The organism is Streptosporangium sp. NPDC023963, from assembly GCF_040639135.1.
GTDB lineage: Bacteria > Actinomycetota > Actinomycetes > Streptosporangiales > Streptosporangiaceae > Streptosporangium.
Genome location: NZ_JBEZZK010000015.1, coordinates 150,913 through 163,466, shown reverse-complemented (window position 1 = coordinate 163,466; position 12,554 = coordinate 150,913). Strand labels below are relative to the sequence as shown.

The 12,554-nt window shown below is 70.8% G+C and carries 12 protein-coding genes and 3 tRNA genes; 6 read left to right on the top strand and 9 right to left on the bottom strand.

Annotated elements, in window-relative coordinates; genetic code table 11:
* Window positions 1-154 precede the first annotated feature (154 nt).
* From AB0F88_RS34050 to AB0F88_RS34020, 7 genes are all read right to left on the bottom strand, one after another.
* Window positions 155-1,261, bottom strand: a complete 1,107-nt coding sequence (locus tag AB0F88_RS34050; RefSeq protein WP_362693701.1) for an RNA-guided endonuclease TnpB family protein — start codon at window positions 1,259-1,261, stop codon at window positions 155-157.
* Between the two features lie 171 nt (window positions 1,262-1,432).
* On the bottom strand, window positions 1,433-2,020 hold the full coding sequence (locus tag AB0F88_RS34045) for a hypothetical protein (protein WP_362693698.1): 588 nt from the start codon (window positions 2,018-2,020) through the stop codon (window positions 1,433-1,435).
* A gap of 5 nt (window positions 2,021-2,025) precedes the next feature.
* Complete coding sequence (locus AB0F88_RS34040) at window positions 2,026-2,793, bottom strand: DUF6286 domain-containing protein (protein WP_362693696.1); 768 nt, start codon at window positions 2,791-2,793, stop codon at window positions 2,026-2,028.
* A complete protein-coding gene (locus tag AB0F88_RS34035; protein WP_362693694.1) occupies window positions 2,793-3,458 on the bottom strand; it encodes an Asp23/Gls24 family envelope stress response protein in 666 nt (221 codons plus the stop codon). Before AB0F88_RS34035 ends, AB0F88_RS34040 begins: the two co-directional genes overlap by 1 nt.
* Window positions 3,455-3,643 carry a hypothetical protein gene (locus AB0F88_RS34030; protein ID WP_362693899.1) on the bottom strand — a complete coding sequence of 63 codons (189 nt, stop codon included), beginning with the start codon at window positions 3,641-3,643 and terminating at the stop codon, window positions 3,455-3,457. The genes AB0F88_RS34035 and AB0F88_RS34030 overlap by 4 nt, the downstream gene beginning before the upstream one ends.
* A complete protein-coding gene (locus AB0F88_RS34025; RefSeq protein ID WP_362693691.1) occupies window positions 3,640-4,368 on the bottom strand; it encodes a hypothetical protein in 729 nt (242 codons plus the stop codon). Before AB0F88_RS34025 ends, AB0F88_RS34030 begins: the two co-directional genes overlap by 4 nt.
* Window positions 4,365-4,769: an Asp23/Gls24 family envelope stress response protein gene (locus tag AB0F88_RS34020; protein ID WP_362693890.1), complete on the bottom strand. Its 405-nt coding sequence runs from the start codon at window positions 4,767-4,769 to the stop codon at window positions 4,365-4,367. Before AB0F88_RS34020 ends, AB0F88_RS34025 begins: the two co-directional genes overlap by 4 nt.
* Window positions 4,770-5,095: 326 nt before the next feature.
* Between AB0F88_RS34020 and AB0F88_RS34015 the strand changes: the two genes are divergently transcribed.
* Window positions 5,096-5,872, top strand: a complete 777-nt coding sequence (locus AB0F88_RS34015) for a fumarylacetoacetate hydrolase family protein (RefSeq protein ID WP_362693688.1) — start codon at window positions 5,096-5,098, stop codon at window positions 5,870-5,872.
* 28 nt (window positions 5,873-5,900) lie between these two features.
* On the top strand, window positions 5,901-7,232 hold the full coding sequence (gene gltX / locus AB0F88_RS34010; protein ID WP_362693887.1) for a glutamate--tRNA ligase: 1,332 nt from the start codon (window positions 5,901-5,903) through the stop codon (window positions 7,230-7,232).
* Between the two features lie 88 nt (window positions 7,233-7,320).
* On the opposite strand, the gene AB0F88_RS34005 is transcribed toward gltX, so the two are convergent.
* The gene (locus tag AB0F88_RS34005; RefSeq protein ID WP_362693685.1) at window positions 7,321-9,060 is read right to left on the bottom strand and encodes a carboxylesterase family protein; all 1,740 of its coding nucleotides are present in this window, start codon (window positions 9,058-9,060) and stop codon (window positions 7,321-7,323) included.
* Window positions 9,061-9,332: 272 nt separating this feature from the next.
* Window positions 9,333-11,321 carry a M3 family metallopeptidase gene (locus tag AB0F88_RS34000; protein ID WP_362693682.1) on the bottom strand — a complete coding sequence of 663 codons (1,989 nt, stop codon included), beginning with the start codon at window positions 11,319-11,321 and terminating at the stop codon, window positions 9,333-9,335.
* Between the two features lie 175 nt (window positions 11,322-11,496).
* Between AB0F88_RS34000 and AB0F88_RS33995 the strand changes: the two genes are divergently transcribed.
* The 4 genes from AB0F88_RS33995 to AB0F88_RS33980 all read left to right on the top strand — a co-directional run bounded on the left by AB0F88_RS33995 (window position 11,497) and on the right by AB0F88_RS33980 (window position 12,509).
* A tRNA-Gln gene (locus tag AB0F88_RS33995) sits at window positions 11,497-11,568 on the top strand.
* Between the two features lie 62 nt (window positions 11,569-11,630).
* Window positions 11,631-11,706: transfer RNA gene (locus AB0F88_RS33990), tRNA-Glu, on the top strand.
* Between the two features lie 13 nt (window positions 11,707-11,719).
* Window positions 11,720-11,792: transfer RNA gene (locus AB0F88_RS33985), tRNA-Glu, on the top strand.
* A 204-nt stretch (window positions 11,793-11,996) separates the two neighbouring features.
* Window positions 11,997-12,509, top strand: coding sequence for a PaaI family thioesterase (locus AB0F88_RS33980; protein WP_362693679.1), 513 nt, complete (start codon window positions 11,997-11,999; stop codon window positions 12,507-12,509).
* Window positions 12,510-12,554: the final 45 nt, after the last annotated feature.

Here is a 12,554-nt window from a genome sequence, read left to right as displayed (position 1 = left end):
TCCTCGAAGCGTTGGTTTCCCTGATCACTCTTTGGCATCCTCCCCCTCCTGAAGGAGGGGGATTCCCACGGTCGCCCGTGAGGGTTCCTGCTTCAGCGCCGGTTGCCTGCCGAGAGGACTCTCGTTGAGGTCTTACCCCGGCTCCACAGGCGTTTCACCTCTCCGCCAGCCCGGCGGCGAGCACGTTCTTGGCCGCGTTCACGTCCCGGTCATGGATCGCGCCGCAGGTGCACCTCCACTCGCGGACGTGTAACGGCATCGTGTCTTGCAGCGCCCCGCACGCCGAGCACAGCTTCGAGCTGGGGAAGAAGCGGTCGACGACCAGCAGTTCCCGCCCGTACCACTGCGTTTTGTACTCCAGCATCTGGCGCATCCGGCGCCAGGAGGCGTCGGAGACGGCGCGGGCCAGTTTCGGGTTTTTCACCAGGTTGCGCACGGTGAGGTCTTCGATCACGACCGTTTGGTTCTCACGGACGAGCCGAGTGGTGAACTTGTGCAGGTGATCCCGGCGCCGGTCGGTGATGCGGGCATACACCCGGGCGACCTTGAGTTTCGCCTTCCGCCGGTTGGCCGAACCCTTCTCCGTGCGGGCCAGGCGCCGCTGAGCCTTGGCCAGCTTGCGCCGGTCGGCCCGCTCATGCCTGGGGTTGACGATCTTCTCTCCGGTGGAGAGCGTCGCCAGTGCCGTGATCCCCGCGTCCACCCCGACCCTGTTTTCGGTCGGCGCCAGCGCCTGGATCGTCTCCTCCACGAGGAGGGACACGAACCAGCGTCCGGCGGCGTCCTTGGACACGGTCACGGTGGACGGCTCCGCGCCCTCGGGCAGGGGGCGCGACCACACGATCGCCAGCGGCGCGTCCATCTTCGCCAGCGTCAACCGGCCCTCGCGCCAGCGGAACGCCGACCGGGTGTACTCGGCCGAGGCCCGCGACTTCTTGCGGGACTTGAAGGTCGGGTACTTGGCGCGTTTGGCGAAGAAGTTCACGAACGCGGACTGGAGATGGCGAAGCGCCTGCTGCAGCGGGACCGACGACACCTCGTTCAGGAACGCGAGGTTGTCGGTTTTCTTCCACTCTGTCAGCGCGGCCGACGACTCCACATAGGAGACGCGACGGCCTTCCAGTGTGTAGGCGCGGGTCCGTTCTTCCAGGGCTTTGTTATAGACGAGGCGGGTGCAGCCGAAGGTCCGGGCAAGCTCGGAAGCTTGCTCGGGGGTCGGGTGGAAGCGGTACTTGAACGCCCGCTTCACGGCCTGCGCCATGCCTCACACAATACTGCAAGATCAGCTAAGAATCGTGTGTGTTCTGTACGGCGGCCCGCCTGACGGCGAATCGCCTTCTCCTGCCCCGCTCCGCAGAAGTCCGATTCCTCCCCCGCCTGAAAGCGGGGGTCTCCTCGGAGGTATCCGATGATCGGCGCTCCGGCACGTGGGTCAGGCGACGGTCCTCGGGCGGCGTGGCGCGTCCTCCAGGCTCACCCGGGCGACGGCGGGCATGCGCTCGGTATCCAGGGCCTGGCGCATGTGCGGGATGACCACCCCGCCCAGCTGCTCGCGGACCGCGCTCATCGGCGCGTCCTCGGCGACCACCACCTTCATCCGCACGGCCGGGTGCGCGTTCGTGCCGATCATGTCGGCGGTGGCGTTGATGATCGCGGGGTGCGTGCCCGCCTCGGCGGCCGCCGCGTCGGTGACGCTGCCCGTGTCGACCTCGGTGACCCCGGCGGGGCCGCCCTCGAGGCGCATGCCGCCCAGCCTGTTGCGGCGTCCCTGGGCCAGCAGCCAGCGCAGGCCGAACAGCGCGAGCACGATGCCCGCCGCCGCGATCACCCACCACAGCCACGGGTTGTAGGTGGCGAACGGCTGGCGTACCGAGCCGTCCACGATCGGGCTGCGGGCGGGCGCCACGGCCTGCGGGAAGGCTCCCGCGCCGCGTGCGATCGCCAGGGCGCTGAGGATCATCAGAGTCAGTCCCACAAGCAGCAACCCCAGCCGGTTGCCCCGGGCGGTCTTGTCGTCCATGGCGCTCACTTCTCTCGCAGATGCACGCGGACGGGGTACTTCCAGACGGGGGAGAGCGCGGTGATCCGCAGGTTCACGGCCTCCCGTACGGCGTCGGCCAGCCCGCGGGTGTCCCGCATGCCGCTGTCGGCCGCGACGTGCACGGCCTTTCCCCGCAGCCGCACCCGGGCGTGCTCGATTCCCTGCACCTGCTCGGCCGCGTGGGCCAGCGACCGGGTGAAGCCCCGCCGTTGCATGCCGATGGCCAGGTCCCTGTCCCCGGTCCTCACCGGGATCAGCGTGGGCCGGCCCGGAACGAGCGCGAGCAGCACCAGCAGCAGGCCCAGCAACCCCGCCAGGCCCGCGCCCGTCATCAGCCGCGGGTCGTTCCACGGCGTCGACGTCGCCCAGGACAGGATCCGGTCGTACGGCACCAGGCGGAGCGGGCGGCCGAGCAGCGCGGAGATGACCTCCAGCGCGACGAGGAGGCCGAGCAGGGTCATCAGGATGGCCGTGATGACCGCGGGAACCACCCGGCGCGGGCGGAACGCCTTGACCGCCGCGCGATCCGCGGAGGCGTCCTTCGCCACCGTGCCGTATATCGGCGGCGGTGAAGGCTCGGCCGTGCCGTACGCCGGTGACATGGCCGGTTCCGTCGTGCCGTACGCCGGTGGCGCCGGTGGCGCCGGTGGCATGGCCGGTTCCGTCGTCTCCGCACGGGGTGCGGTCGTCATCTCACCGGTCGGGTCCGCTCCGGGGACCGGCTCCGCCGGGTCGGGTACCTGCCTGGCCATCATCGCTCCTCACGTAGCGGGACGATGTCCTCGGTGGGGTTGTCGGCGGGATCGCCGACGGACGCCGCTGTCCGGTCCGGGGTCCCGGCGCCGGTCTGGCCGGCGCCATCCGGGGTCCCGGCGCCGGTCTGGCCGGCGCCACTCGGGTTCTCCGCCGGTACGGCGTCCCCGGCCCGCGGGGTCCCACGATCGTCGTGGTCGTCGTGGGCGGGGGCCACGTTGGTGACGAGGACGTCGATGTGGCCGACGTCCATGCCGGTGAGGGCCATGACCCGTTCGGCGACGTGGCGTCTGACCTCCTCGGCCACCTCGCGGATCGGGGCCGGATACTCGACCGTCACGTCCAGCCGGAGCGTCGCCAGCTCACCGTCGAGGGTGGCTCGGGTGCCGCCGCGCAGGGACAGCGGCCTCCGCTCGCCGACCTCCCGTACCCGCGCCACCTCCCCGGCCGCGCGGGCCGCGATGCGCGACACCACCCGGCCGGGTATGTCGGTCCTGCCGCGTCGTTCGGCCGGTACGGCCTGCCGTGACGGCTGGGCGGGGACGGCGGGCCGCGCGGACCCGCCGGTTCCCGCGGGGACGGAACCCGCCTGCCGCGAGGCAGGAGGGTCCGGATCCGCGGCCGTCCCGGAGGACCCGGAACGGTGCTCGACGGGAGTGTTCATCGCCGTTTCGCCGCCAGCCGGGACAGGTCGACCTCTCCGGTCTCCGCGAAGCGGCCGAGGAGGAATCCGACGGCGCCCAGTACGAGCACCAGCAGGAACGCGCCGAGGCCGCCGAAGGCCGCCGCGAAGCCCAGAAGGACACCGACGATCGTGCCGACTACGGACCACACTGGGAAATTACTCATCTCAAACCTCCGATATGGACGTTCACCGGCTGGTCTCCCACCATCGGGGCGACCGCCGCTCGCACTTCGTCGGCGATCTCCGGTAGCGGGCGCCCCAGCCTGACGACGACCGAGATCTCCACCTCGTTCTCGCGCAGCGCGACACCGGCCAGCCGCTCGCCGGGCAGGTAGGTCGCCACGGTCCCGAACGGCCCGCCCGACAGGTCCACGACGTCGGGGCAGCGCCGTACGGCGTCGGCGATCCTGTGCGCGAGGCCGGCCGCGCCGAGGGCCGGGTCCTCGGGTTCGCGGGTGACGACGGCCGTCTCGTGTGCGGGATCCCTCGCCCTGGCCGGGGCCCCGGGCTGGCGCGCCGGCCCCGCCGTTTCCCCGGTCTCCCGGCCACGACCCGTTTCCCGGCTCTGGCCGGCCGGTCCGCGGGCGGGGTCCGCCGGTGCGGGCGCGGGCTTCTGCCGGGGTACCTGCCGGGCCGCGGCGGCCGGCCTGCGCGACGGATCGCCCGGCCGGTGCGCGGGTATGGCCGTCGCCGGTGTCGGAACGGCGGTCCTGGCGGGCTCCGCCGGTTCGCGCGCGGGCGTGGTCGTCCCGGCGCCGGGCTCTCCGTGCCGCGCGGGCGCGGCCGTCCCGCGGCCCGGGTCCGCCGGAGTCGGAGGCGTCACGGTCTCGCGGGCCGGGTCCCTGGGCTCGCGCCCCGATCCCGCCGCACCGCCTGCCGGGCCCTTCACTGGACGCGGGGCTCCGACTCGGACGAATCCTCCGACCTGTCCTTGTCCTGTCCGGGCATGTGGACGTCGGAGACCTTGATGTTGACCTCGGTGACCTCGAGCCCGGTCATGCGCTCGACCGCCGTGATCACGTTGCGGCGTACGGCGGCGGCCAGGTCGGGGATGGCGATCCCGTAATCGACGACCACCTCCAGATCGGCGGCGGCCTGCCGCTCGCCCACCTCGACCGAGACTCCCTGGTTGGCGCTCTTGTCGGCGCCCACCATGCCGCGTACCGCGCCGAGAGCGCGTGCCGTGCCCGCGCCCATGTTGTGCACGCCGGGGATCTCCCTGGCCGCGAGCCCCGCGATCTTCGACACGACCCCGCTGTCGATGGTGGTGGTCCCCTTGGAGGTGACCAGACCACTCTGGGATCCGGGACTGTCGGTGCGTGCCCGTGGCACCGTGGCCTCGTCGCCCTTGGGCCTGTTCACCGTGCTGGCTTCAGTCACGTCCGTTCCTTCCCCCGTTGGGAAGGCCTTCTGGCCTCCCCGATGCCTCTGAGGCGGTCATACCCCTCATATGCACATAAATCAGGACATAGCTTTTCTTGGAGCAAACATGGCGCTATCGATAAAATCGGATTTGTAAGGATTTTTGGTTACATATGGTGCAGGGTTGCCGGGCGGTGGAGCGAGGAGAAGCGGGCACGGTCCGGCGGGACCCTGAGCGCGACTAGCCTTGTCATGTGCGTATAGCGAGGTTCTCCACAGGAGACGGTGTCGGGTTCGGGGTGGTCGAGGGCGGCCCAGGGGAGGAGTTCATCTCCGGGATCTCCGGTCATCCGTTCGGGCCGATCCAGTTCACCGGCGAGCGATACTCGCTCTCCCAGGTCAGGCTGGTCGCGCCCATGCTGCCCAGCAAGGTCGTCGCGATCGGCAAGAACTACGCCGGCCACGCGAAGGAGATGGGCGGGGAGGTCCCCGACGAGCCGCTGGTCTTCCTCAAGCCGTCGACCTCGGTGATCGGCTCGGGTGAGGCCATCGCCTACCCGACGGCGCTCTCCCAGCGGGTCGACTACGAGGGGGAGCTGGCCGTGGTGATCGGCAGGCTCTGCCGCGAGGTGCCCCGCGAGCGGGCGCACGAGGTCATCTTCGGCTACACCTGCGCCAACGACGTCACGGCGCGGGACCTGCAGAAGAAGGACGTCCAGTTCACCCGGGCCAAGGGCTTCGACACCTTCTGCCCGCTCGGCCCGTGGATCCAGACCGAGCTCGACCCGAGCGACGTCGGCATCGTCACGACGGTGAACGGCGAGGTCAAGCAGGACTCGCGCACCTCCAAGCTCATGTACGACATCCCCGCGCTGATCGCCCACGTGAGCGCGGTCATGACCCTGATCCCCGGTGACGTCATCCTCACCGGGACTCCCGAAGGGGTCGGCCCGCTCAGCGTCGGCGACGAGGTCAGCGTTTTCGTCGAAGGAATCGGCACTCTCAGCAACCGGGTGGTCTCCCGTGATTAGGGTTCGTTTCGCCCCCTCGCCGACCGGCATGTTCCATGTCGGCGGCGCCCGCTCCGCGCTGTTCAACTGGGCCCTGGCCGAGCAGGCCGGCGGGAAGTTCGTGCTGCGCATCGAGGACACCGACGCCGCGCGCAACCGGCCCGAATGGACCGAGGGCATCATCTCGGCGCTCGCCTGGATCGGCATCCACGAGGACAGCCCGATCTTCGAGGGCCCCTACTTCCAGTCGTCGTACGAGAAGCAGCACCGCGAGGCCGTGGCCGGGCTCGTCGCCGGCGGCCGGGCCTACTACTGCACGTGCACCCGTGACGAGGTGAAGGCGCGCACCGGCTCCGAGCACCAGGGCTACGACGGCTTCTGCCGCGACCGCGGCCTGACCGAGGGCGCGATCCGCTTCCGCACCCCGGACGAGGGCGTCACCGTGGTCCAGGACCTGGTCCGCGGCACCGTCGAGTTCCCCAACAACGCGATGGAGGACTTCGTCGTCGCGCGCGGCGACGGCTCCCCGCTGTTCGTGCTGGCCAACGTCGTCGACGACGTCGAGATGCGGATCAGCCACGTGGTCCGGGCCGAGGAGCACCTGTCCAACACGCCCAAGCAGCAGCTGCTCTGGGAGGCGCTCGGCGTCGCCCCGCCCACCTGGGCGCACGTGCCGGTGATCGTCAACGAGAAGCGCCAGAAGCTGTCCAAGCGCCGCGACAAGGTCGCCCTGGAGTCCTACCGTGAGGAGGGCTACCTGGCCGAGGCGATGGTCAACTACCTGATGCTGCTCGGCTGGGGCCCCGGCGACGACCGGGAGATCATGCCCTGGCCGGAGATGGTGCCGCTGTTCAAGCTGGCGGACGTCAACCCCTCCCCGGCGTTCTTCGACGAGAAGAAGCTCCGCGCGTTCAACGGCGAGTACATCCGGGCGCTGCCCCTGGAGGAGTTCGCCGCCCGCTGCGAGCCGTGGCTGGAGCCCGGCTGGGACCGCGCGACCTTCGCCAAGGTCGCCGAGCTCGCCCAGACCCGCATCGCGGTCCTGTCCGAGATCACGGCGAACGTCGACTTCCTCTTCCTGGACGAGCCCGTCTTCGACCAGGCGTCGTGGGACAAGGCGATGAAGAACTCCGCCGTGGAGATCCTCACCGGCTATCTCGCCCGCCTGGAGACGGTCGACATGGACCCCGAATCGCTGAAGACCGCCCTGGAGGAGGTCGGCCTGGAACACGGTCTCAAGCTCGGCAAGGCCCAGGCCCCCGTGCGCGTGGCCGTCACCGGCCGGACCGTGGGCCTGCCGCTGTTCGAGTCGATCGAGGTCCTCGGCCGCGAGCGCTCCGCCGAGCGCCTCCGTGCCGCCCTCGCGAAGCTCCAGGCCTGACCGGGCCTCACGGATCGAAACCGGGCTCAGGCCCGGTCGGCCGCCCCGGACCCGGGGCGGCCGACCGGGCCTGACCGGTCTCCGTGCCCTATTCGGTCTTCGCCGCCTGCCCGGCCTCCGTCCCCCGCCCGGCGAGCTCGTCCCAGAAGGCGAGGTTGTGGGCCGAGGCGCGGTCGAAGGGCTTGACACCGTCCCTCCCCGGGGACAGCTCCTGCACGTACGGCGTGCCGCCGGCGGGGCGCACGCGCTTCCAGGCGGGCAGGCCCGGCCGGTTCGGGTCGCCGGTGGCGGCGAACCTCGACCAGTAGTCGATCATCGTGTCCCCGAGCCGCCGCTGCGCGGGGGTGAGCGGCGCGGACTCCCAGCCGACCCCGAACAGGAACGACAGCTCGGAACCGTGCGCGGCGAGCGGCCTGACCCCGTGGTCCAGCGGGAAGAGCGGGGGCGCCGTGCGGTCGGTGAACTCGTAGGAGTAGGTCGGCACGTGCCGGGCGAGCAGCAGGTCGGTGTCGCGCGCCTGCCAGGCCCAGTCCAGGTCGCTCATGATGGCCGCCACCGCCTGGAGGGGCGGGCCGTCGTGGGTGCCCACCGGGTACCGGGCCAGGACCTCGGGCCCCGCGGCGCCGAACTCGTCGTTGACCTTACGCTCGTAGTCCTCCGCCGTCAGCGGCTCCTTGAAGAGCGCCGGAGCGAACAAGGTGCCCTCGTCCCGGGTGATGCCCGTCAGCACCGGCACCCGGTGGAAGCGGCCCTCCTGGAGCACCTTCGCCGGATCCTCGGGCAGCACCGCGTTGCCGTACCCCGGCAGCGGGAGGGAGTCGTGGGCGAGCAGGTCGGCCACCGGCTTGTCGTACAGGCAGGCGAGCGCGGCCTCCGGGTCGGTGCACCCCACCAGGGTGGCGAAATACTGCCCGTAGCCCTCGTGGGAGGCCTTGGGCAGCCACAGGGGCACCTTCAGGATCGGCTTCAGCGGGGTGCCCTCGAAGCTCCCCGCCTGGCACGGGCTGCTCTGGGCGATCGCCCGGTGGAACAGCCCCGCCGCCGAGGGGGAGGTGAGCTGCGCGCACACCGAGTGCGACCCCGCGGACTCGCCGGCCAGGGTGACGTTGCGCGGGTCGCCGCCGAACGCCGCCGCGTTGCGCCGCACCCAGCGCAGCGCCGCCTGCTGGTCCTCGATCCCGAAGGCCCCGGAGTTCTCCAGCCCGGGATGGCCGAAGAATCCGAAGATCCCCAGCCGGTAGTTGACCTTCACCACCACGACGTCGCCCCGCTCGGCCAGCCTGCGGGCGTCGTAGTCGCTGCCCGCGCCCCTCATCAGGCCCCCGCCGTGCAGCCACACCATGACCGGCTTGGGACGGTTCCCGCCGCTGCGCGCGGGCACGGTCACGTCGAGGTAGAGGCAGTCCTCCGCCTCGCTCCCCGGCAGCCCCCACTTGTCGGCGACCTGCGCGCACCGGCTGCCGGGCGCGCCGGCGTCGCGCACCCCCTGCCACGGGGCGACGGCCTGCGGCGACCGCCAGCGCAGCTCCCCGACCGGCGGCGCGGCGTACGGGATGCCCTGGAAGAGCCGGTGGCCGCCGGCCCGCACGCCCTTCACCCACCCGGCGTCGGTACGCACCGTCACATCCCCGCCGGTTCCGGCCGGAGAGGCAGAGGAGGCAGAGGCGGCGGGGGAGGTGGGGGAGGCCGCGACGGGGGCGGCCCGGCGCGCGTCACGGCCTTCCTCCTGCCGTGCCTGTGCCGTCGCGGGGACCGTCGTTCCCAGCAGCAGGGCTCCGGCCAGGCCGGTGACGAGCGCGGCACCCGTCCTGTTCCATGGTCGTCTCATGGCGTCCACAATGCCTTCCGGCCGCCTCCCGGCGCATTGGATCTGCGTCCCCGGCCGGGGTGCGGGAAACCGCACCCCGGCGGTGGGCCGAGGCATACACCGGCAGGCCGTGCCTTCGAGGGCCCTTCGAGGGCCCTTGGAGGGCTCTTCGAAGCCCCTCGAAGCCCCCTCCCGGAACTCCTCGAGGATTTTTCGGAGAGCTCCGGCCAACGCGGCGTCGTACGCGGCGTCGTACGCCTGGAGAGGCCGCCCCGAAGGACGGCTCCGGGCGGCTAGACCAGCAGGCCGCGGCGCTTCAGCAGGGGCTCGATGCGCGGGTCGCGCCCGCGGAAGTCGCGGAAGGCGTCCATCACGTCCCGCGAGCCGCCCACCGACAGCAGGGTGGAGCGGAAGTGGTCGCCGTTCCCGCGCCCGAGGCCGCCGTTCTCCTCGAACCAGTCGACGCTCTCGGCGTCGAGCACCTCGCTCCAGATGTACGAGTAGTAGCCGGCGCTGTAGCCGCCCACCCCGCTGAAGAAGATGTGCGCGAAGTAGTTGGTCCGGTAGCGGGGCCGGACCAGGTCGAAGGCGATCCCCGCGCGCTCCAGGGCGGCCTTCTCGAACGCCTCGGCGTCCGCGGCGGTCCTGATGGGATCGCCCGCCGCCAGCTTGTGCCAGGACCAGTCGAGCAGCGCCGCCGCGAGGTACTCGACGGTGGCGAAGCCCTGGTTGAACTTCTCGGCGGCCCTCATCTTCTCCAGGAGCTCCGCGGGCACGGGCTCGCCGGTCTCGTGATGCCTGGCGAAGTTGGCGAGGATCGACGGCCAGGTGGCCCACATCTCGTTGACCTGAGAGGGGTACTCCACGAAGTCGCGCGGCACCGCCGTCCCGGAGACCCGGGGGAAGCGCACGTCGGAGAACAGGCCGTGCAGGGCGTGGCCGAACTCGTGGAAGGCGGTGTTGACCTCGTCGAACGTGAGCAGCGTCGGCCCCTCGGCGGGCTTGGTGATGTTGAGGTTGTTCATCACCACGGGCCGCTCGTCGAACAGGTGCGACTGGTCGACCAGGTTGTTCATCCAGGCGCCGCCGCGCTTGGTGGGCCGGGCGTACGCGTCGAACAGGAACAGCCCGAGCGGCGAGCCGTCGGCGTCGAACACCTCGAAGACCCGCACGTCCGGGTGGTACCCGGCCAGGTCGTCCCGCTCGGAGAAGGTGACCCCGTACAGCTCGCCCGCCGCGTGGAAGACCCCGTCGCGCAGCACCCGGTCCAGTTCGAAGTACGGGCGCAGGTCGGCGCCGTCGAAGTCGTACCGGGCCTTGCGCACCCGCTCCGCGTAGAAGGACCAGTCCCACGGCTCGATGGGGAAACCGGCCTGCTCGCTCAGCGCCTCGGCCTCCCGGCGGGCGTTGGCCACCGCCGGGCCCACCAGCTTGCCGAGCATCTCCTCGACGGCGTCGGTGGTCTTGGCCGTCTGGTCGGCGACGGAGTAGGCGGCGTGGCTGGGGTAGCCGAGCAGCGCCGCCCGCTCGGCGCGGAGCGTCGCCATCCTGGCCGCCAGCTCGAAGTTCTCCGGGGCCCGGCCCGTGGACAGCTCGTACAGCCTCCTGCGGGTCTCCCTGTCGGTCAGCTCCGCCAGGGCGGGCTGGTTGGTGTGGTTGAACAGCGCCAGGACGTACGAGCCGTCCTTCTCGATCGCCTTGATCGTGCTCTCGGGGAGCCCGTCCAGCAGCCTGACGTCCTCGACGACCAGCGCGGAGGCGCTGGAGGCCGCCAGCAGGTTCTGGGAGAAGGTGGTGGCTAGCCTGGTCAGCTCCTCGTTGAGCTCCCTGAGGCGCTCCTGGTCGGTCTCGGACAGGTCGGCCCCGGCCCTGACGAAGTCGACGCGGTATTTCTCCAGCAGCCACGCCTCGTCGGCGTCGTCGGTGGTCACCTGCTTGATCCGGGCGTACAGGGAGCGGTCCAGGCGGATGGCGTCGGCGTGCTGGGTCAGTTCGGGGGAGACCTGGGTCTCGATCTCCCGGATGCCGTCGGTCGCGTCGGAGGCGGAGACGCTGGAGAAAACGGTGACGGTCCGCTTGAGGATCCGCCCCGAGCGCTCCAGGGCCTCGATCGTGTTGGCGAACGTCGCGGGCTCCGGGTTGTCGATGATCTCCCGCACCTCACGCAGCTGGTCGGCCATGCCGCGCTCGAAGGCGGGAAGGTAGTGCTCCTCCCTGACCAGGGCGAACGGCGGCAGCCCGTAGGGCAGCTCGCTGGGGGTGAAGAACGGGTTGTCGGTCAAGGTGGGAACTCCTCACATGCGGCTGGATCTCTCCAGCAGCGTTACACAGGGGACCTTCGTGGCGGCAGCCCGGTGATACCGCGATTCGGCTGACGGCAATCGTTTTGGTCTTGACCCCCAACCTGGGCTATTCTTTCGGAGTCGCCAGCGAGTCCCGCAAGGGGGTCCAGCGCGGTGGGGTATGGTGTAATTGGCAACACGGCTGATTCTGGTTCAGTTGTTCTAGGTTCGAGTCCTGGTACCCCAGCTGCATCTTCTCAGGAAGATGCCGCAGATTCGGTCCCCTCCGAATCTGATGACAGTGTGTAGGGTCCCGTCGTCTAGTGGCCCAGGACGCCGCCCTCTCAAGGCGGTAGCGCCGGTTCGAATCCGGTCGGGACTACCACTGTCGCTCGCAAGGCTCCGTCGTCTAGTGGCCTAGGACGCCGCCCTCTCAAGGCGGTAGCGCCGGTTCGAATCCGGTCGGGGCTACATCGCGAACCCCGGAAGCGATCGCTTCCGGGGTTTTCGCATTTCCGGGTTCCTCGAGATTCCCGCGCTCCCGTTCCGGATCCCACCACCTGTCTCCGCCCTCGCGTTTCCGCGCGGACCGCCCTCCCCGGCGGGCAGGCGATCAAATACCGTGCAGGGTACGTGATCCGTATCCGGGTACGACCCCTCACGATGGTGGAGCCCATGTCGACGACCCCTCAGACCCAGCCGACGATCTCGCGGACCCACTCGTGGACGCCACCGGCGCTCCCCGCCGACCTGGCGGAACTGTCGGGCCTGGAGTTCCTGGAACGGCTGGTCGACGGCCGCATCCCGCCGCCGCCGATCGCGGGCACGCTCGGTTTCCGGATAACCCACGTCGAGCGCGGCCTGGCGGTCTTCGTGGGTGAGACCGGCGAGCACCTCTACAACCCGCTGGGAAGCGTGCACGGCGGCTATCTCGCCACCCTGCTCGACTCGGCCCTCGGGTGCGCGATCATGACAGAGCTGCCACCCGGTAAGGCGTACACGACCGTCCAGCTCGGGGTGAACATGGTCCGGCCGGTCCACGCGAACACCGGGCCGCTGCGCTGCGAGGCCAGGACCCTGCACGTCGGCCGGACCGTCGCCACCTCGGAGGCGCGGATCGTGGGTGAGGGCAACGGCAAGCTGTACGCCCACGCCACCACGACCTGCGCCGTCTTCCCGCTGGGCTGATCCGTCCCCGGTCCGTCCCCCGGCCGTTTCCCGGTGTCCCCGGGC